This is a genomic window from Streptomyces sp. RLA012 (assembly GCF_056270325.1).
In genome coordinates, this window is sequence record NZ_JBWDPA010000002.1 from 6247676 (window position 1) to 6267673 (window position 19998).

At 69.5% G+C, this 19998-nt stretch carries 24 protein-coding genes; 23 read left to right on the plus strand and 1 reads right to left on the minus strand.

Features of this window, described 5'->3' with window-relative positions; translation table 11 throughout:
- Positions 1–88: 88 nt before the first annotated feature.
- From RV986_RS28685 to RV986_RS28705, 5 genes are all read left to right on the plus strand, one after another.
- Entirely contained in the window at positions 89–268 is a 180-nt protein-coding gene (locus RV986_RS28685; protein WP_475920141.1) for a hypothetical protein, read from the plus strand.
- A 43-nt stretch (positions 269–311) separates the two neighbouring features.
- Entirely contained in the window at positions 312–479 is a 168-nt protein-coding gene (locus tag RV986_RS28690) for a DUF6257 family protein (RefSeq protein WP_475920142.1), read from the plus strand.
- A gap of 81 nt (positions 480–560) precedes the next feature.
- The gene (locus tag RV986_RS28695) at positions 561–2696 is read left to right on the plus strand and encodes a cell division protein FtsK (RefSeq protein WP_475920143.1); all 2136 of its coding nucleotides are present in this window, start codon (positions 561–563) and stop codon (positions 2694–2696) included.
- 188 nt (positions 2697–2884) lie between these two features.
- Complete coding sequence (locus RV986_RS28700; protein WP_475920144.1) at positions 2885–3085, plus strand: hypothetical protein; 201 nt, start codon at positions 2885–2887, stop codon at positions 3083–3085.
- 138 nt (positions 3086–3223) lie between these two features.
- The gene (locus RV986_RS28705; protein ID WP_475920145.1) at positions 3224–4858 is read left to right on the plus strand and encodes a hypothetical protein; all 1635 of its coding nucleotides are present in this window, start codon (positions 3224–3226) and stop codon (positions 4856–4858) included.
- A gap of 3 nt (positions 4859–4861) precedes the next feature.
- On the opposite strand, the gene RV986_RS28710 is transcribed toward RV986_RS28705, so the two are convergent.
- Positions 4862–5026, minus strand: a complete 165-nt coding sequence (locus tag RV986_RS28710) for a hypothetical protein (RefSeq protein ID WP_475920146.1) — start codon at positions 5024–5026, stop codon at positions 4862–4864.
- A 419-nt stretch (positions 5027–5445) separates the two neighbouring features.
- On the opposite strand from RV986_RS28710, the gene RV986_RS28715 reads away from it, so the two are divergent.
- The 18 genes from RV986_RS28715 to RV986_RS28800 all read left to right on the plus strand — a co-directional run bounded on the left by RV986_RS28715 (position 5446) and on the right by RV986_RS28800 (position 19991).
- The gene (locus tag RV986_RS28715; protein ID WP_475920147.1) at positions 5446–5700 is read left to right on the plus strand and encodes a hypothetical protein; all 255 of its coding nucleotides are present in this window, start codon (positions 5446–5448) and stop codon (positions 5698–5700) included.
- Positions 5697–5924: a hypothetical protein gene (locus RV986_RS28720; protein ID WP_475920148.1), complete on the plus strand. Its 228-nt coding sequence runs from the start codon at positions 5697–5699 to the stop codon at positions 5922–5924. Before RV986_RS28715 ends, RV986_RS28720 begins: the two co-directional genes overlap by 4 nt.
- 226 nt (positions 5925–6150) lie before the next feature.
- On the plus strand, positions 6151–6618 hold the full coding sequence (locus RV986_RS28725; protein WP_475920149.1) for a hypothetical protein: 468 nt from the start codon (positions 6151–6153) through the stop codon (positions 6616–6618).
- On the plus strand, positions 6605–8236 hold the full coding sequence (locus RV986_RS28730; protein WP_475920150.1) for a hypothetical protein: 1632 nt from the start codon (positions 6605–6607) through the stop codon (positions 8234–8236). Before RV986_RS28725 ends, RV986_RS28730 begins: the two co-directional genes overlap by 14 nt.
- A gap of 14 nt (positions 8237–8250) precedes the next feature.
- A complete protein-coding gene (locus RV986_RS28735) occupies positions 8251–9675 on the plus strand; it encodes a phage portal protein (protein WP_475920151.1) in 1425 nt (474 codons plus the stop codon).
- A 3-nt stretch (positions 9676–9678) separates the two neighbouring features.
- Positions 9679–10740 carry a hypothetical protein gene (locus tag RV986_RS28740; protein WP_475920152.1) on the plus strand — a complete coding sequence of 354 codons (1062 nt, stop codon included), beginning with the start codon at positions 9679–9681 and terminating at the stop codon, positions 10738–10740.
- A 46-nt stretch (positions 10741–10786) separates the two neighbouring features.
- On the plus strand, positions 10787–11452 hold the full coding sequence (locus RV986_RS28745) for a hypothetical protein (RefSeq protein ID WP_475920153.1): 666 nt from the start codon (positions 10787–10789) through the stop codon (positions 11450–11452).
- A gap of 45 nt (positions 11453–11497) precedes the next feature.
- Entirely contained in the window at positions 11498–12454 is a 957-nt protein-coding gene (locus tag RV986_RS28750; protein WP_475920154.1) for an SU10 major capsid protein, read from the plus strand.
- A gap of 13 nt (positions 12455–12467) precedes the next feature.
- Positions 12468–12662 carry a hypothetical protein gene (locus RV986_RS28755; protein ID WP_475920155.1) on the plus strand — a complete coding sequence of 65 codons (195 nt, stop codon included), beginning with the start codon at positions 12468–12470 and terminating at the stop codon, positions 12660–12662.
- A gap of 9 nt (positions 12663–12671) precedes the next feature.
- Positions 12672–13022 (plus strand): hypothetical protein, encoded by a 351-nt coding sequence (locus RV986_RS28760; protein WP_475920156.1) that lies wholly within the window; start codon positions 12672–12674, stop codon positions 13020–13022.
- On the plus strand, positions 13019–13429 hold the full coding sequence (locus RV986_RS28765; RefSeq protein WP_475920157.1) for a DUF6093 family protein: 411 nt from the start codon (positions 13019–13021) through the stop codon (positions 13427–13429). The genes RV986_RS28760 and RV986_RS28765 overlap by 4 nt, the downstream gene beginning before the upstream one ends.
- Positions 13426–13827 carry a hypothetical protein gene (locus RV986_RS28770; protein WP_475920158.1) on the plus strand — a complete coding sequence of 134 codons (402 nt, stop codon included), beginning with the start codon at positions 13426–13428 and terminating at the stop codon, positions 13825–13827. Before RV986_RS28765 ends, RV986_RS28770 begins: the two co-directional genes overlap by 4 nt.
- Before the next feature lie 4 nt (positions 13828–13831).
- Positions 13832–14242 (plus strand): hypothetical protein, encoded by a 411-nt coding sequence (locus tag RV986_RS28775; RefSeq protein ID WP_475920159.1) that lies wholly within the window; start codon positions 13832–13834, stop codon positions 14240–14242.
- A 13-nt stretch (positions 14243–14255) separates the two neighbouring features.
- Positions 14256–14588: a hypothetical protein gene (locus RV986_RS28780; protein ID WP_475920160.1), complete on the plus strand. Its 333-nt coding sequence runs from the start codon at positions 14256–14258 to the stop codon at positions 14586–14588.
- A 62-nt stretch (positions 14589–14650) separates the two neighbouring features.
- Positions 14651–15130, plus strand: a complete 480-nt coding sequence (locus RV986_RS28785; RefSeq protein WP_475920161.1) for a phage tail tube protein — start codon at positions 14651–14653, stop codon at positions 15128–15130.
- Entirely contained in the window at positions 15130–15651 is a 522-nt protein-coding gene (locus RV986_RS28790) for a hypothetical protein (RefSeq protein WP_475920162.1), read from the plus strand. Before RV986_RS28785 ends, RV986_RS28790 begins: the two co-directional genes overlap by 1 nt.
- Positions 15652–15671: 20 nt before the next feature.
- Entirely contained in the window at positions 15672–15959 is a 288-nt protein-coding gene (locus RV986_RS28795; RefSeq protein ID WP_475920163.1) for a hypothetical protein, read from the plus strand.
- 3 nt (positions 15960–15962) lie between these two features.
- The gene (locus RV986_RS28800; RefSeq protein ID WP_475920164.1) at positions 15963–19991 is read left to right on the plus strand and encodes a phage tail tape measure protein; all 4029 of its coding nucleotides are present in this window, start codon (positions 15963–15965) and stop codon (positions 19989–19991) included.
- Positions 19992–19998 lie beyond the last annotated feature (7 nt).

The window sequence follows — 19998 nt, forward strand, 5'->3', positions numbered from 1 at the left end:
CCTCCGTGAGGTTTTCAGGCGATCCCCTGAAAACCCGCGGAGGTGCGGTGGGGCCGGACAGCCCGGCCCGCCACCGAGAGGACCCCGCATGAACCACACCATCCGCGTCTCCCCGTGGAACTCCCGCCGCCCGGCCCTCGCCGCTCAGTTCGACTGGACCTGCTCCTGCGGCCGGCGCGCCTCCAACCCCTCCGCGAACCGCACCGCCGCCGAAACCGACGCCCTCCGCCACACCCCGAAGCAGAACACGATCAGCCGCCACCGCTGACCCCTGCAACCGCTACCCGTCCCGCAACCCGAGAGGACCGACCATGCCCGAACCGAAGCTCACCGCCTGGGAAAAGCTGCAGATCGTCCGCCTGGAGGCCCGCGGCGTCCGCCGCGCCATCGCCGGAATCGAGAACCAGCCCGACATCGACCGCCGCATCAACCGCATCCGCGAACAAGCCCGCAAGAGGGCCGCACGCGGCACCAAGTAGCACCCCGGGGACGGCGTCCAGCCGCCAAGCAGCCGCCGCCCCCGGGCGTCCCGACCCCAGCAAGAGGCAGGAAGCCCCAGCATGACCGACAACGTGATCCAGCTCCACAAGGACGCACCCCCGCCCCTCCCGCAGGACGCCAAGGACACACCCCGGGACGCCCCGGACGCCCCCACCGGCACGCAGGACGCCACCCCCCGCCCGCGCCGCCGCATCCGCGTCGACTCCCTGCGCCGCGTCCTCGTCGAAACCCGGCAGAACGGCGCCTGGCGGGCCACCGTCCGGCACGGCTCATACATCGTCGGCGGCACCCGCATCCTCACCCGCCGCGCCTGGGACTCCCGCACCACCGCCCGCCACGAACGCATGATGCGCGCCGCCGAAGCCGCCGGACAGGAAGACGTCGCCCGCGACTGGGAACAGCGCGCCTACATCTACCGCCAGTCCCGCCACCGCCGCCGCATGGAACTCCTCCAACTCGCCATCAACGCCCCCAAGGCCATCGCCATGGGCACCGCCGGCGGAGCGGGCATCCTCCTCATGCTCGGCATCATGCTGGCCTGGGCGAACCACGACGTCCACGACGTCCTCGCCCCGCTCAACGCCACCATCTCGCTCGTGTCCTGGGTCGCGTTCCTTGCCGGCGTCATCTGGGATCCGCTGCTGTTCGCCCTGCCGTGGCTCGCCCTCGCCGGGGTGTGGGCTGTCGGCCGGCACCGGCAGACGGCCCCGGCCTGGGCGCTGCCCGGCGACCCCGAGCAGCGCGACGTCGTGCCCGACGAGGGCGCCATCCTGCGGGCGCTCGGCAACCTGGGCATCGCACCCCTCAACAAGGCCATCAAGGACGGGTGGCAGCCCCGCTGGGTGCAGCCCACGACCCGCTCCGGGAACGGCTGGCACACCCAGCTGCAGCTTCCCCTGGGCGTCACCGTCGAGATGGTCAACGGGAAGAAGAACGTCCTCGCCCACAACCTGCTCAGGAAGCCCGTCGAGGTCTGGCCCACCGAGCCACCCAAGCAGCCCGGCGTCCTCGACCTGTGGGTCGCCGACCAGGGCTCCCTGTCCGGCGCCGTCCCGCCCTGGCCCCTGCTCACCGAGGGCACCGTCGACTACTTCAAGGGCGTCCCCGTCGCCGTCTCGCAGCGCGGCGAGCCGATCATCGGCAAGCTGATGGCCGCGAACTACATGGTCGGCGGCATCATGGGCTCGGGTAAGTCGTCCCTGGTCATCGCCCTGCTGCTCGGCGCGATCCTCGACCCGCTCGTCATCGTCGAGGCCTACGTCATGGCCTACAACGTCGACTACGACCCGCTCAAGCCCCGCCTGCGCGTCCTGGTCAAGGGCGACGACGACGAGGACATCGAGGCCGCGCTGAAAGCCCTGCGGGACCTGCGCGACGAGGTCACCGCCCGCGGCAAGCTGCTGGAAGAACTCGGCGGCGACGCCACGAAGGTCACCCGCGAGCTGGCTCTGAAAGACCCGCGGATGCGGCCCAAGGTCGTCGTCTTCGACGAGTGCCACGAGCTGTTCATGCACAAGGAGTACGGCAAAGAGGCCTCCGAGCTGGCCATCAAGGTGATGAAGAAGGCCCGCAAGGTCGCCATCACCCTCGTGTGGGTCACCGTCTCCCCGACCGCGGACAGCCTCCCGCGCGACGTCACCCGCAACACCAGCCACCGTGTCGCGTTCGCCGTCGGCGACCACGTCGCCAACGACGGACTCCTCGGCTCCGGCCGCCACAAGGCCGGCATCACCGCGACCACCCTGATCCCCGGCGAGGACGTCGGCACCGCCGTCACCGTCGGGTTCAGCAACAAGCCCTTCGAGGTCATCCGCTCCCACTACGTCGCCCGCGACCCCGACAAAGGCATCGACGAGGTCACACCGGTCGTCGAGCGGGCCATGGGCCTGTACGACGACATGACCGAGCTCGGGATGCCCGCACCCGTGCGGCTCGCCGACCCGCTCGCCGACATCCTCACCGTCCTCGGCCAGCACCCGAAGATGCGGACGCAGGACGTCATCTTCGGCCTCATCGACATCAACCCCGCCCAGTACGGCGAGTGGTCGTTCCGCGACCTGCGGCGCGTCCTCGACGACTGCGACCACGGCGAGTACAAGAGCGGCGGCGTCATGCACGTCAGCCGACAGCGCATCGCCGACGCCCTCGCCGACCGCGAAGACGACGGCCAAGACGACACCGACGACGAGTCCTGACCGGAGGGAGGCGGCAGGATCTCGGGGAGTTCTCCCCACCCGCCTCCCTGCACCGCCTCCCCGCGGTTGACCTGCGAGGACGCCGCGCCAGGGAGGCGAGGGAGGCAGCCGCCAGGAACCTCCCAGGCCGGGGAAACAGCCCTCGTGGATCCCCTCCGCTGCCTCCCTCCCTGCCGCATCATGGAGCCATGGAGTCGCAGATCATCCGCCCCGGCCACCTCACCGCCCACCAGACCGCCAGGCAGCTCGGCATCACCCTCGACGGCGTCCGCCAGCTCGTTCAGCGCGGCCACCTCCAACGCACCGGCGGCACCCCCCGGCAACCCTGGTACGCCGTCAAAGACGTCACCGCCCTCGTCATCGAACGCCGCACCCGCAACGCCGCTTGACCGCAGGTCAGAGCCGTGTCACGATCCGGGTGTACAACTGTGCCCTCAACCGGCACCACAAACGCACACGAAGCCCCGGAGCGGCCCCGAGCCCCCGGGGCTTCGTCGTGCCCCATGTCCGGCGACGAGGAGGTACCCGTGCCCTTCCCCGCAGGCGCCTCCACCATCACCGTCACCGGCACCTTCCCCGTCCCCGTCGGCGGCACCGCCCGCGACGGGCAGGTCGTCTTCACCCCGACCGCGGTCCTCGTCGACTCCACCCAGCACGCCATCTACAGCGGCGGCGGGGCAGTCACCTTCGACGACACGGGCCACTTCAGCGCCCTGCTGCTCTGCAACGACGACACCGACATCCAGCCCACCGGCTGGCGTTGGCGCGTCGACGAGCGGCCCGCAGGCGGCACCCGGCGTCCCCCCTACTACATCGACCTGCCCTCCGCCCTCGGAGCGTCGGTCGACCTCTCGCAGCTGGCCCCGGTGTCCGCACCGGGCGGCAGCGGCCAGAGCCTCCCGCCCACCGGCCCGGCCGGCGGAGCGCTCACCGGGACGTACCCCAACCCGCAGCTGTCCGGGGCGACCATCGCCTCGTTCGACGCTGCCGGGGCCGCGAGCGCAGCACAGACAGCGGCGGCGAACTACGCGGACGCCGTGGCCGCCACGAAGGCCGCGCTCGCCCACGCGGCGCGGCATGCGACCGGAGGCGGCGACCCCGTCACCCTGACGCAAGCCCAGATCACCGGACTCCCCGCGGCCCTTGCCGCACTCGCCCCGTTGGCGGGAGCGGCGTTCACCGGGGACGTCGCCGTCAATGGCGCCAACCTCACCGTCAAGCGTGGCGACAACACCGGCGCCTACCGGTTCCGCGTCACCGGCAGCGGCCTCGACCTGGAGATCGCCGGGCTCGACGTCTTCATCTCCAAGTGGGCGAACGCCGACTTCACCGGCACCCAGTCCAACGTCATGCGCTGGGAAGCAGCAGGCCCGCACCTGATCGGCCGCGTGCAGTTCGGCACCGGCGCGTTCGACGACGTCCACGACATCGACTCCGGGACCGGCGTAGCCAGCCTCGGCGCCAAGAACGGCCTCACCAACATCAGGCTGTGCGGCCGCCGTGCCAGCGCCGGCCCGCCCACCACCGGCGCCTGGATCGCGGGCGACTCCGTACAGGACTCCACCGGCGTGTGGTGGCTGTGCACGGCCGACGGCTCGCCCGGCACCTGGCAGACCCCAGCCGCACCCGGCAACGTGTGGACCCCCAGCGACCATGGCCTCACCGCGTGGGCATTCGACCCGGCATCGTCGTCCACCACGGGCACCACGCTGTCCGCCGGATTCATCTACCTCGTCGAGCTGGTCCTGCGGCAGGCCGCCACGATCAACCGGATTCACGCCGTGCTCGGCGCCAACGGATCCGGGCTGACCTCAGGCCAGTGCCTCGCCGGGCTGTACGACGCATCCGGCAACAGGGTCGGCATCACCGCCGACCAGTCCACCGTGTGGAACACAGCGGGCAACAAGGCGATGAACCTGCTGGCCCCGTACTCAGCGGCGGCCGGCAAGTACTACGCGGCGCTGCTCTTCAACGGCACGACCTCGCCGACCTTCGCGTGCGGATCGACGCTGGGCGCGACCTTCACCCCGGGCAACGCCAACCTCAGCGCGAGCTCGTATCGGTTCTGCCGCAGCGCTGCAGGACAGACGGCCCTGCCCGCCACGATCACCCTGTCCGGCTACACCCCCGACGCGAACAACGTGTGGTCCGCGGCCAGCTGACCGCTACTCCCGCGTCCGCCGCTTCATCGCCGCCGAGGCCAGGACGCCGAGGATCAACGCCGCACCCACGATCACGCCAGGCCACCACGTGATCAACCGGCAGCCGATCATCAGGACCAGGCCAGCCACCACGATCCCAAGCGGGACATCAGCCTTCTTCACGCTCACCACCCCCAAGGCGCACAGGCTACGGACTTGGAGGCGGCCATGCCCAGACACGGGCGATACCGGGTATGCCCGGTCCCCGGCTGCCCCGAGTACACGACCGACGGCCGATGCGCAGACCACAGACGCGAGGCAGAGCAGCGGCGCGGCACAGCCAAGCAGCGAGGCTACGGCCGAGGGCACACGCGGCGCTTCAGGCCTGGCGTGCTGGCCGCCAACCCGACGTGCGTATGCACCGACGAGGACCACGGCCACGGCTCACCCTGCGGTCAGCCATCGGTGCACGCCGACCACTGGCCACTCAGCCGGCGCGAGCTCGTCGAGCAGGGCCTCGACCCCGATGACCCCCGGCATGGCCGGGGTCTCTGCGGCCCATGCCACAGCAGCGAGACAGCACAGCACCAGCCCGGAGGGTGGAACGCGTGAGCAGGCACCAGGTCGAGATCCGCAGCAAGGGGCCCGGACACAGCGTCCTTATCGACGGGACGGACATCGCGAGGAGCCTGACCGGGCTGACCTTGCGCATGGGTGTGGGTGCGGTGCCACAGCTGGTGCTCGATGTACAGCTGATCGACGTGACCGAGCTCGGCTCGGTTGAAGCTGACGTCCTGCTCGGCGAGGGCGTTGCCGAGACGCTCAAGAAGCTGGGCTGGACACCACCAGAGGAGGCGGAGTGACCACGAGGACCAAGGCCAAGGCCGACGACGAGGCACCAGAGGCAGCCAGCGAGGCGCCGCCGGCGGAGGCAGAGCAGGCACCGCTGTGCGGCAAGCCTCACTTCCTGCCCGTCCTCGCGCACCTCACCTGCACCGAGGCAGCTCCCGACCCGGACCGGCTGCCCGGCACCCCCGACCACCTGCACCGATACCAGGACGGCGACGCCCTGTACGAGTGGCAGTAGTCGCTCTGGGTGATCGTCGCAGGTCAATCCTTGGCCAGAGATGTAACTCTGGGTGACATTTTGTCATGATCACCCCGGGGAGGGACCCCGAAACAAGATCCAACAGGGACCGCCGGGGAGGTGGCTCCCAGGTTTGCCGGGTTCAGAGGCCCCGGTGATCATGCTCCGCCGTCACGCAAGGTGACGGCAATGACGTCGCGCAACGCGGCCAACTGGAGTGATCGACATGCCGAAAGGTGGAGCACGCTCAAGGTCCGGCCCGGCACCTGACCCCGAAGCACTACGGCGTGAGCGGGACGCCGGCGAGTGGACGATCCTGCCCGCTGAGGGCCGACAGGGCGCAACGCCCGACTGGCCGCTGACCGAGCAGACCGACCGCGAAGACGACCTGTGGGTACGCCTCTGGGAGATGCCGCAGGCCTTCATGTGGGAGCGGTACAGCCAGCACATCGAGGTCGCGCTGTACGTGCGCCGCCTCGCCGAGGCGGAGAAGCCGGAGGCCTTCGTCAACCTCGGCACCCTGGTCCGGCAGATGGCCGACGCCCTCGGCCTGACCACGCCAGGGATGCGGGCGAACCGATGGCGGATCGACCGGCCCGGCGAGGAGGAAGAGACGTCGATCGGCCCGACGCCGACGATCGCGCCGACCTCGGCACGCGCCAGGCTCAGGGCGGTGGCTGGTGGTAGCGGCTGACGACGGGACCTGGTCCCTCGACTTCTCTACCCTGTTCGTCGTCCCGGACTGGATCGCTCGGCACTGCCTCTTGCAGTCGGTCGGTGGTCTCGACAACACGCCGCAGTCGTTCCAGATGTACGACTGGCAGCTGCGCATCACGGCCAACCTGTACCGGGTCCGTCCGGAGGCCGAGCTCGGCCAGCTGTCGACGGCCTTCCACTACCGGCGCGCGCAGGCGGTCGCACCGCAGAAGTCCGGCAAGGGCCCCTGGGCGGCGAGCATCATCGCCGCCGAGGGTGTCGGCCCGGTGCTCTTCAACGGGTGGGCGCGCGGCGGCGAGCGGTATCGATGCTCGCAGCACCGGTGCAGCTGCGGCTGGGTGTACGAGTACGAGCCAGGCGAGCCGATGGGCCGCCCGTGGAACCAGCCGCTGATCCAGATCACGGCGACGTCCGAGGACCAGACCGACAACACCTATCGCCCGCTCCAGGCGATGATCCGCAATGGGCCGCTCGCCGAAGTGATGAAGGTGGGCGAGCAGTTCATCCGCCTGCCGGGCGACGGCCGGATCGACGTCGTCACCTCCAGCGCGCAGTCCCGTCTGGGCAACCCGATCACGTTCGCCGCGCAGGACGAGACCGGAATCTGGACCGACGGCAACGGCATGACCAAGGTGGCGACCACCCAACGGCGTGGTCTGGCCGGCATGTCGGGACGTTCGCTGGAACAGACGAACGCCTGGGACCCCACCGAAGGGTCGGTGGCCCAGAAGACGGCGGAGACCAAGGTCAAGGACGTCTACCGGTTCCATCGGCTGCCGCCCAAGGACCTGGACTACGCCAAGAAGTCCGAGCGCCGGAAAATCCATGCCGTTGTCTACCAGGGCAGCGCGCACATTGACCTCGACGCCATCGAGGGCGAGGCCGCCGAGCTGCTGGAGAAGGAGCCTGCGGAGGCGGAGCGCTTTCACGGCAATCGGATCACGGCTGGCATGGGCACCTGGCTTCAGCAAGATCGCTGGGACGCCCGTATCGCGCCCGAGGACGTGCCCGACGGCACGCGCATCGTGCTCGGTTTCGACGGCTCCGACGTCGACGACTGGACTGGGATCAGGGCCGAGACCCTGGACGGCTACCAGTTCACCCCGACCTACGGCCCCGACAACCGGCCGTGCATCTGGGACCCCGCGGACTGGGACGGCCAGGTGCCTCGCCTCGAGGTCGACGCCGCGGTGGACGAGCTCATGCAGCGGTACGAGGTGGTCCGCATGTACGGGGACCCGCCGTACTGGACCAGCGAAATGGCCGCCTGGCAGGCCCGTTACGGCGAGAAGCGCGTCACCGAGTGGCAGACCTACCGCGTCGCGCAGATGCACGCCGCGTGCGAGCAGCTGCTGACCGACGTCACGAAAAAGGACACGACCTTCCGGCACGACGGCTGCGAGACCACGTCCATCCACGTCCGGAACGCTCGCAAAGCGGCACGGCCAGCGAAGCGGTATGTCCTGCGCAAGGCGACGCACCTTCAAAAGATCGACCTCGGTGTCATCTCGGTCCTCGCCCACGAGGCCGCGTGTGACGCCATCGCCGCGGGCCTGGCCAAGCCGAAGAAGAAGTCCCGCGTCATCGTCCTGTGAAAGGGGGTGCAGCCGTGGAAGCCAAGGACCGCACCCCCGCCGACTGGGTGGCCTACCTCGCCCGCGTCCATGAAGGGCTTGAGCCGGGCCTCGAGGAGCTGAACCGGTACTACGAGGGCAAGCAGGAACTTTCCTACCTCAACCCGGAGCTGCTCGAGGAGCTCGGGGACGCAATCCGGCAGGTGGTCATCAACTGGCCGGCCCTGGTGGTGGACTCCCTCGAGGAGCGCCTGGACGTCGAAGGGTTCCGGTACGCCGACGACGAGTCGGCCGCCGAGGACCTGTGGGCGATCTGGCAGGCCAACGGCATGGACGAGAAGTCCCAGCAGGCCCACGTGGACGCGTTGGTGATGCGGCGGTCGTTCCTGGTGGTCGGGACGAACGAGAGGGACGCGGCCACGCCGCTGGTCACGGTCGAATCGCCGCTGCAGATGCAGGTGGACCGCGACCCGCGGACCCGGTGTGTGCGGGCAGCCCTGAAGCGCTGGCACGAGCAGGACCCGCTGACCGACGCCGTCACGGACAAGTACGCGGCCCTGTACCTGCCCGACGAGACGATCTACTACAAGCAGACGTCGGTGACGTCCTGGCAGGAGACAGACCGCGACCAGCACAAGCTCGGTGAGGTCCCGGTGGTGCCGTTGGTGAACCGTGGCCGCATCATGAAGCCCAACGGGGTTTCCGAGATCGCCAATGTGATTCCCCTCAGTGACGCCGGCTGCAAGTCCGCTACGGACATGATGGTCAGCGAAGAGTTCCACGCCGTTCCCCGCCGGGTGGCGTTCGGCGTCGACGAGGAAGACTTCATCGACCAGAACGGGAACAAGGTCTCCAAGTGGTCCCGGATCGCTGGCCGTATCTGGGCCATGTCGAAGAAGCGGGGCGGCGAGGACGGCGCGGACGTCGTCCAGTTCCCCGAAGCCCAGCTGTCCAATTTCCACTCCACCATCGAGCTGCTGGCCCGCCTGGTGGGCGGGCTGTCAGGCCTGCCGCCGAACTTCCTCGGTCTCGACACGAACAACCCGCCGTCAGCGGACGCCATCCGAAGCGCTGAGACCCGCCTGGTGAAGCGGGCCGAGCGGCGGCAGCGGTCCTTCGGCGGCTCGTATGAGCAGATGAACCGGCTGATCCTGCGGTTCCGCGACGGCGGCTGGGACCCGCGGGCCATGAACCTGGAGACACTCTGGCGGGATGCTTCCACGCCCACGTTCGCGCAGAAGGCCGACGCCATCGTCAAGCTGGTCCAGGCGAACATCCTGCCCGTCGAGCAGGGCCGCGAGGACCTCGGGTACACCGCCGTCCAGCGGCAGCGCATGCGGCAGATGGACGACGACGCCCTTGCCCGGGCCGTGGGCGGCGACCTCGCGGCCGGGTACGGTCCCAAGCCGCCGGTCCTCAACCCAGGCGCCGACCAGGTCCCTTCGCAACCGGTGGGGTAGGCCATGGTCGACACGGCGCTGCGAGAGATCGCACTCGATCAGTACCGGCGGCAGCAGGTCATCGTCCGGATGGCCGTCAACCGCGTTCAGGCAGTCTGGCGGCAGATCAACCGTGGCGACATCACGGGCTCCTGGCAGCAGCTCTCTCCGATGCTCATGGGCGCCGTCATCGACGCCCAGACCCAGGCCGCACGGCTCGCAGACCCGTACCTGGACGACGTCTTGGAAGCCGAGGGCGCGGACGCGGCAGCAGCCGGCCGCATCGTCCCCGGCGCCTTTGCTGGAATCGCTTCCGACGGGCGCCCGCTGCTGTCCCTGCTCTACCAGCCGGTCATCGACTGGAAGGTGCGGATGCTGGCCGGGCAGTCCACAGAGGCCGCGTTCCGCGGCTCCCTGTCCAGCGCGCTGCGTATCACCGCAACGCAGGTCGCGGACGCCGGGCGCGGAGCCACCAGCGTTGGAATGGCGGGGCGGCGCACGATTCAGGGCTACGTCAGGGTGGTGCAGCCTCCGGCTTGTGCCCGCTGCATCATCTTGGCGGGCAAGGAGTACGGCTGGAACAGGGGCTTCCAACGCCATCCCCGGTGTGACTGCATCCACCTGCCGACCACGCTGATTGCCCGCAACCAGCACCGCGGCCGGGTGGGTTCGGACGGATTCACGCCGACGACACGGCCGGGCGGAGGATCGCCCGGGTTCATCGACCCGCGCGCCTACTTCAACGGCCTGTCCAGGGCAGAGCAGAACCGCGTGTTCGGAGAGGCCGGCGCGGCCGCGCTCCGCGAGGGCGCCGACATGGGCCAGATCGTCAACGCTCGCCGCGGCATGACCACCGCCGACGCCTACGGGCGCCGCCTGTCAGCGACGCGCGAGGGCACGACGACCCGAGGCGCCTTCTACCGGCAGGAACGGGCCCGGGACATCGCTCGCGGCCGGGTGCCCGCCAACATCGGGCGCCAGTACCGGCTGACGACGCCCCGGCTGATGCCCGAGGAAATCTTCCGGCTCGCTGAGAGCCGGGACGAGGCGGTCGCCATGCTGCGGCGCTTCGGCTACCTGACCTGACCACGGTGCAACGCCGACGGTCTCAACTCCTGCAACGGGAGCCGTAATGAGTACACCGACACCGACCGAACCGATCACGGATCCGGCCGCGGGCAACCCGCAGCCTGTCCCCGCAGCTCCGCCCGAGCCGCAGCCACCCGCCGACCCCGCCAAGCCTCCCGAGAGCGACGACGGTGACGCCGCGCTGGGACCGGCCGGAGAGAAGGCGCTGGCGGAATGGAAGAAGCGCGCCAAGGAGGCCGAGCAGGTCTCCAAGGATCAGGCCGCACGCTTGAAGACGTTCGAGGACGCGCAGAAGACCGAGGCGGAGCGCCAGGCGGACGCCCTCAAGGACGCCCAGGACCGCGCGGCGAAGGCGACTCAGCTCGCCGTGTCCTCAAAGGTCGAAGCGCTGGCCTCTGGCCGCTTCCAGGACCCGCAGGACGCCGTCGACGCCCTGTCTGGCGGCTCCTTCGTCAGCGAGGAAGGCGCCGTCGACGCTGGGGCCATCACGGCCGCCCTCGATGACCTGCTGGCGCGCAAGCCGCACTGGGCCGCAGGCGAGCCGGGACCGCGCACGCCGCGGCCTGACCCGGCGCAGGGCGCCAGGCCCGGCACCCCGCCGAACCTGGCGCAGCAGATCGGCGAGGCCGAGAAGGCCGGCAACACCCGGTTGGTGATGGCGCTCAAGACGCAGCAGCTCCGCGAGATCAACAGCAAGACCAGCAAGTAAGGGCAGGCCTCCGGCCGGGCCCTCACCCTCAGAGAGGAATTCCCCATGGGTGCTGTTTCCGGGCAGGGCACGACCTACAACCTGCCGAACTATCACGGCCAGCTCTACGCCGTCACGCCGACCGAGACGCCGTTCCTGGCGGCCATCGGCGGCCTGTCGGGCGGCAAGCGGACCAAGTCCGTTGAGTTCGAGTGGCAGACCGTCGACCGTCGCACTTCCACGACGAACAACAGCGTCGTGGAAGGTGCCGCAGCGCCGACCGGCGTGGCCCGCTCCCGCTCGAACGTCTCGAACGTGGTGGAGGTCCACCAGTCCGCAGTCGAGGTGTCCTACACCCGCCAGGCTGCGAGCGGCATGTACTCCGGTATCAACATCGGCTCCGACGACAACCCCGTCAACGACGAGCTCACCACCCAGATCACCACTGAGCTCGAGTCGATGGCCGTGGACGTCGAGATGTCGTTCCTGTCGGGCGTCTACGCGAAGCCCGCGAACAACGCGACCGCCCGCAAGACCCGCGGCCTGCTTACGGCGATCACGACCAACGTGAACGCCAACGGCGGCACCCCGCGTGCCCTGTCCAAGGCCATCGTCGACGCGCAGCTGGCCGCGATGTTCGCCGCTGGCGCGAAGCTGCCGCAGGACACCACCGTCCTCATGACGGGCCCGGGCCAGAAGGTCGCCCTGTCCAACCTGTACGGCACCGGCTCGCTGAACCAGCCGACCATGACCCGCAACATCGGTGGCGTCGCCGTCGACACGCTGGTCACCGACTTCGGCACCTTCGGCGTCATGCTCGACCGATGGATGCCCGCGGGGCAGATCGCGGTCGTCGACCTCTCGGTCTGCACCCCGGTGTGGCTGGAGATCCCCGGCAAGGGCCTGCTGTTCGCCGAGCCGCTGGCCAAGGTCGGCGCCTCGGAGAAATGGCAGTTGTACGGGGAGGTCGGCCTGGAGTACGGCCCCGAGTCCTACCACGGCATCATCAAGGACCTCTCGTAAGGAGACCGCCGTCATGGCGACGTTCAACAGCGCGAAGTACCCCGCCCTGACCCTCCAGGACGACAAGGGCATCTGGGCCCAGTTCAAGGACGGCGAGTTCGAGACCTCGGACGCCGGAGTCGTCAAGCGGCTTCGTGGACTGCCGGAAGACGAGGGCGTCACCGAGGCCAAGGCGTCGGCCAAGGCCCCTGGCGGCGACGAGAAGTAGGAGGCGTCCGTGGCTCTGGCGACCCTGAAGGATCTGGGGGACCGGCTCGGCCGCGATCTGACGGCCGTCGAGGAACGCCAGGCCACCGCCTGGCTGGCCGATGCGACTGGGCTGATCCTCAACCGGTTCCCGCAGTACGAGAGCGCACCCACGGACGTCTCGACCAAGGTGTGCTGCGCGATGGTGCTGCGGGTCCTGCTGAATCCCGGAGGGAAGCGGCAGGAGTCTGTGGACGACTACTCGTACACGGTCGACTCGTCCCGCTCGCGCGGCGAGGTCTACCTGTCCGACGAGGAGGCCTCCGAACTGCGGCCACAGCCTGGCGGCGGCGCGTTCAGCATCGTGCTGGGGTCGTCGTGAACGTCGACGGCGCCCTCGCCGGAGGCCGGGCCGCAGCAGAGGCCCGCATGCGGGACACCGTGCGCCTGTACACGCAGGGCCCGGACGTCTTCGACCGGACCACCGGCACCACCGTGCCGGGCCCGCAAACGACCCTGTACGCGGGCAAGGCCCGGATCAAGACGATCGCAGCAGCCACCGGCCAGGACACGGAGGCCGGCGAGCGGGAGATCGTGCTCCGCGAGTACGAGGTGTCCCTGCCCTGGAGTACACCGCTGCCGCCGGGGACCCGGATCCTGCCCGGGGCGCGCATCGAGGTGACAGCCTCGCCCGATGCCCGCATGACGGGCCTGGTCCTGTGGGTCACCGGGGCCTCGTTCAGCGACCAGTCCACAGCGTGGCGGATCAGAGTGGAGGACCGGTCATGAGTGGTGCTCGATTCGACATGGGCGATGTGCGCCGCCTCGAGCGGCACTTGGCGCGTGCCGTCCCCAGGGCCAGGCGGGATGCCCGGGCGGTCGTGGTGCGGGGCGCGACGAACATCAAGAAGGACTGGCGGGCCAACGCCCGCTCATCCGCGCCGAAGCACGCCCCGACCTACCCACGGTCGATCGGCTACGACATCGCCTCCTACGGGCCGGACATCGTCATGGCGACGATCGGCCCGGACAAGGGCGGCCCGCAGGGAGCCCTCGGCAACCTGCTGGAGTACGGGAGCGTCAAAAATCCGCCGCACCGCGACGGCGGCCGCGCCCTGGACGTCGAGGAGCCCCGCTTCGAGGCGCAGCTGGCGCTGATCGTCGCCCGCGGCCTGGCCTGGTGGTGAGCGGATGCCGACACCGACTGTCCTGCCGCACGTGGACGCGGTGCAGGCGGCGCTCGAGGGCGCCGGCCTGACCGTGTATCTGGGTGGCACGCCGACGTCGTCCGTCTGGTCCCCGCCGGACCTGTACGTCGTGCTCTACCCGGAGCCCGGCTCAGCCGTGCGGGAGTCCCTCGCGGACGCCCGTACCGACTTCACGACGGTCTTTCAGATCACCTGCGTGGGCGGCTCGATGGAGCGCGCTCTGTGGGCGGCTGACAAGGCCCGTGCCGCCCTGTCCGGGCCGCTGGCGGTCGAGGGCCGGGCCACGTGGCGGCCGGAGGATCTGGGCGGGCCTCCGGTGCAGCGCGACGACGACACCAATCCCCCCAGCTGGTTCGTGCCGGTGCAGTACCGGCTGATGTCCATCCCCGCCTGACAGGAGAGTCCCCATGGCACTGCTTGCACAGCAGGTCATCGCGCGAGCCGGAACGACGCCGACGTACTCGGCCGCCGCCGCCTCGACCACGGTGACGTGCGGCGACCGCAGCTTCCTGCACGTCAAGAACACCAACGGTTCCAGCATGACCGTCACGGTCACCGCGACGGCCGTCGTCGACGGCCAGCCGTGCGCCGACCTCGTTGTCACGGTCCCGGCCACGACCGGCGACAAGATGATCGGGCCGATCACGAACAAGCTCTTCGCCTCGGTCGCCGACGGCGTGAGCGCGTCGATCACCTACTCGTCGACGACCTCGGTCACGGTCGCCAGCCTCACCATCTGACGCTCACCCAGTCCGGCTCCGCCCCGTTGATCGGGGCTTTTTTCATGCCCTGAGGAGGGTTCATGTCTGACCTGATCAGCGACGGAATGACCAAGGTGGTCTGGGCGTCGTCCATCGCCAACATCAACGCGCCGACCACGACCGAGCTCAACGCGGGCAGCGACTTCACCACCCGCGTCACCCCGGACGGCCTGAAGATCGACCCGAGCACGGCGGATGTCGACACGTCGTCGCTGGCTAGCACCTTCGACACCAAGACCGTCGGCAGGATCGGCTACGACACAGAGATGACCTTCAAGCGCGGCACCACTGGCGGTGAAGACCTTCCGTACACCACGCTGAAGTACGGCGTCAGCGGCTACCTCATCGTGCGCCGCGGTGTCGCCTACGCGACGGCCTGGGCGACCTCCCAGAAGTGCGAGGTGTACCCGATCATCTGCGGTGAGCCCCAGAGCTCCAGCCCCGCTTCCAACGAGGTCATGAAGTTTGTGTCCCCGATGAAGGTGACCTCGCCGCCGGCGACCGCCGCGACGGTGGCCTGATGCCGAGTAGCATCGAGGACATCCTCAAGCGCGCCAAGCCGCGCGAGAAGACCGTCCAGGTCTGCATCCGCGGAGACCTGGCGGGCGAGGCCGAGCGCCTGCAGGACGAACTGTCGCGGGTCTCCGAGGACTGGGAGCCGTCCGACCTCACCGACGTGCACCCCGGGCGGGCGGTTTCCGAGGAGCTGAAGGCCGTGCACGCGCAGGTGAGGGAGTCCGAGGAGCCGTTCACGCTGCGGTACATCGGCGACCGGGCGTATTCGGACCTGATGGCCGCGCACCCGTCGGACAGCGACCAGGAAGCGTTCAACTCCCAGACGTTCCCCCGGGCGCTGATCGCCGCGTCGTGCGTCCAGCCGGAGATGAGCGAAGAGCAGGTCATCGCCCTGTTCGAGGTCATCAACGAGGGCGAGATCAAGAAGCTGTTCGATGCGGCCTGGGACGTCCACAACTCCTCGGACCTCATCCCTTTCTCGCTGGCCGCCTCCGCACTCCTGGCGGCCCTTGGCGGCGAGAAGTAGAAGCGGCGCGCTCCTGGGGCGTGCCGCGCTCCGTGTTCCTCGGGCGGGTCGTCGGCGACGGCGAGCCGCTGTGGCTGCCCGAGGACCGCTACTGGGCGCTCGCCCTGCTCGACGTCGAGGCGGACTCGTGCCCGGACTGCGGCCAGCCCTGGGGCGAAGCCACAGACATCAAGAGCGAGTTCGCATACCGCGCCGAGCTGATCAAGTGCCACGCCTGCGGCACCTCGGCGAAGGCGGTCCGCGCCCACCAGGACAACAAGGGCAACACCGACGGCCTGCATGTGCACGTCGACCGCGACCGGAGGTGACCTGTGGCGACCCGTTCTGTCACCGTCCGGCTGCGCGCCGACATCAGCAGCTACACCCGCGGCATGCGTACCGCTGCCCGCGACACCTCCCGTCTCGCGGGCGCGGGCGCGGCCGTCGGTACCGCCATGGTGGCGGGCTTCGCGGTGGCCGCCGCGTCCGCCGCCAAGTTCGACAAGGCCCTGAGCAACGTCCGGGCGGTGACCGGGGCGTCCTCCAAGGACATGGCGACGCTCCGGGCTGCCGCCCTGGAGGCGGGCAAGACCACCAGCTACACGGCGACGCAGGCCGCGGACGCCGAGGCGGAGCTCGCGCGTGCCGGCGTCTCCGTCGCGAACATCACGGGCGGTGCCCTCAAAGGCTCGCTGGCTCTCGCTGCGTCCGGCCAGCTCGACCTGTCCGAATCGGCGGTCGTCGCCGCTCAGACGATGAACACCTTCGGCCTGAAGGGCAAGGACGTCACGCATATCGCTGACGTCCTGTCGGCCAGCGCCAACAAGAGCGCGAGCGATGTGCACGGCCTGGGCATGTCCCTGCGCATGGGCGGCCTGCTCGCGCACCAGACCGGTTTGAGCCTGGAAGACACCGTGGGCACCCTGTCGGCGTTCGCCGACCATGCCCTGATCGGCTCGGACGCCGGTACCTCGCTGAAGGTCATGCTGCAGCGCCTTGTCCCGCAGTCGGACGAGGCCAAGGGCGCCATGGACAAGATCGGATTCTCGGCCTACGACGCTTCGGGGAACTTTGTCGGCCTGTCGGAGCTCGCGGGCCGCATGAAGACCAGCTTCTCGAAGCTGACGCCCGAGGCCCGCAACAGCGCGATGGCGACGATCTTCGGTGCGGACGCTGTGCGGTCGGCGACGATCCTGTACGAGCTCGGCTCAGACGGCATCAACAAGTACGTCAAGTCGGTCAACGACCAGGGCGCCGCTGGCCGCATGGCCGCGATCCAGACCGACAACCTGATCGGCGACCTGGAGCGCCTGCGGGGCGCCATCGAGGTCGCGCTGATCGAGGGCGGCTCCGCGGCCAACGGCGCACTGCGCGGAATGGCGCAGTGGGTCACCAAGGTCGTGAACGCGTACAACGACCTGCCGCCCGAGCTGCAGAAGACCGTCACCGGCCTCACCGGCGTCGGCGGCGCGGCCCTGCTCGTCGTCTCCGGCGTCCTGCTCATGCTGCCCCGGATCGCTGCCACCAGGACCGCGCTCGCCTCCCTCGGCGTCACCGCCGCGCGCACCCGCTACGCCCTGGCGAGCATGGGGCGTCTCACCATCCTGACGGCCGCTCTCGGCGCGGTCGGCTACGGCATCAGCAAGGTTGTCGACCAGTTCCAGGAAGCCCCACCGAACATCACCAAGATGCAGAACGCCATGGTCGACTTCGCCAGGACTGGCAAGGTCACCGGCGAGCTGGCCCGTAACTTCGGCAAGGATCTGGACGGTGTCGGCGAGGCCGCCGCCCGCATGGCTCACCCGAGCGTGCTGAACCGGACCAAGGACTTCTTCAGTACGTTCGACCCGTTCAACGACACCGACCTCGACGTTTCGCGCGACAAGATCAACGGCATCGACAAGTCGCTGACCGAGCTGGTCCAGTCGGGGAATGCGAACATCGCCGCCGAGAACTTCAAGGCCTACGCCGCCGCCGCCGAGGAGGGCGGCACCTCGACCGAGAAGTTCCGCTCTCTGCTGCACGGCTACAGCAACGCCCTCGTGGAGGCCGACACGCAGGGCAAGTTGACCACTGGCTCCCAAGCTGAGCTGGGCAGGCAGGCGAGCATTACCGCCGAAGACCTGGAAAAGCAGAAGACCGAGGCCGAGAAGCTCGCCGAGGCCCTGCAGGGCCTGAACGGCACGGCCATCGACGCCGCGGAGTCTGAGATCTCCTTCCGGCAGAGCCTGTCCGACCTCAACGGCGCGGTGAAGGACAACGGCCATTCGCTGGACGTCTCTACGGAGGCGGGCCGCAAGGTCAAGGGTGCTTTCCTTGATGCGGCGAAGGCCGCCATGGAGCACGCCAAAGCGGTCTCCGAGCAGAAGAACAGCCAGGAAGCCGGGCAGAAGGTTCTCGACAAGGACATCGATCTGCTCAAGAAGCAGATGGGCGCCGCCGGCTTCTCCAAGGACGCCATCAACAAGCTGGCTGCGGCCTACCTGAAGCTGCCGCCTGGGGTGTCGACGAAGGTGACGACGCCCGGCGCGGACAAGGCTGCGGGTGAGCTGACGTCGCTGAAGAAGAAGCTCGCGTCCGTCCCGGCGGGCAAGTCGATCTCGGTGAAGGCGCCGAGCGGCGCCGCGATCAAGGCGCTGGAGGCCGTCGGCTTCAAGGTCCGGACGCTGCCCCACGGCAAGGTCTCGATCAGCGTGCCGACCGGTGGCGCGAAGGCCGCACTGGCAGCCCTTCAGCGCAGCATCGACGCGATGCACGGCAAGACCATCACGATGATCACAGAGAACCGCCACGTCAACAGCGGAGGAGGACGCGGCGCCAACGCCCAGGCGGACGGCTCCATCCTGTCCTTCTACGCCGACGGCGGCATGCGGGAGAACCACGTCGCGCAGATCGCACCCAAGGGCTCCTGGAGGGTGTGGGCGGAGGACGAGGCGGGAGACGAGGCATACATCCCGCTCGCCAACTCCAAGCGGCCACGTTCCCGCCGGATCGCCGCGGAGACGGTGCGCCGTCTCGGCGGCAACGTCGAGTGGTTCGCGGGCGGAGGCATCCCCGGCTTCACCTACGCCCCGGCCGGGCAGGCGGTCCTTGGCGGTCCCTCCGACGCCAAGAGCCGCTACGACAAGGGTGTCGAGAACCTCAAGAAGGCCTGGGACGACCTCAACACGGCGGTGAAGGACGCCAAGAAGAAGGCCGCCGACCTGACGGCCGCCGAGAAGAACCTGTCCAAGGTCCGCAAGGGCCACCACACCGCCGCCCAGCTACGGTCCGCCGAGGAGCGCGTCGACAAGGCACGGTCGGCCAAGAAGACGTCCGACGCGAAGGTCCGCAAGGAGCGCGGGGACGTCAACGCCGCCGATGCGGCCCTCGGCGTGAGGAAGGGCGCCAAGGCGCCGGCTGCGTTCAACCTGAAGGCATACGAGACGCAGCTCAACAAGTCCGTGGCCGCGACGGACAAATGGCGCTCCAGCCTCAACAAGATCGGCAAGCGGGGCGGCAAGGAACTGCAGGCGCTGCTGGAGGGGATGGGCGAGGACGGCTACGCCCTCGTCAACAGCCTCGCCGGAGCAAGCGACCGGCAGTTCAAGTCCATCGCGGCGAAGCTGCAGAAGACCGGGGAGCTCGCCAAGGCCACGCTCGCGGACTTCACCACACAGCTCGGGGCATCCACGAAGGAGAACCAGCAGTTCGCCAAGGATCTCCAGACGCTGGCCGCGCAGGGGTTCGGTGACCTGGCGCAGGCGCTCGCCGCGCAGGGCGACGCCAACGCCCAGGTCCTCGCCCACCAGGCGGCGGGCAGCAAGACGCAGGCGGCGAAGGCGAACCAGGCGGTGGGGTCGGCTCAGAACACGCTGACCGGAGACGACCTGCTGAACAGCCTGACTCTCCTGTCGACGCTGCGCGGCGGTCCCGGGCGCGGCTATGCGGACCTGATCGCGGCAGGCCTCGACACGGCGACCATCAAGGCCCTGGTGCCGAAGATGGCCGCGCAGATCGGCGCCCTGCCCGCGGCGAACAAGGCGACGTTCGTGCGGCAGTGGGTGTCGCAGGGCGGCAAGCCGATGGCGGCCGGCGGAGTCCTCAGCCGCCCCACGATGGTGCTCGGCGGTGAGGCGGGGGTGCCCGAGTCGTGGATCCCGTGGAACAACTCGGCGCGGTCCCGGGCGCTGCTTGCCAAGACGGCGTCCGCGATGGGCTACCGGCTCACCCCGGCAGGCCGGTATGCGGGCGGCCCGGTGTCCGCGGCGGCGATGGCGCGGGAGGTCACCAAGCACATCGAGGTGAACCTGTACGGCGCCAAGCAGACGGCCGCCGAGCAGGCGCACGACATCGCCCGCGTCATCTCGTTCGTCGGCTGAAAGGGGG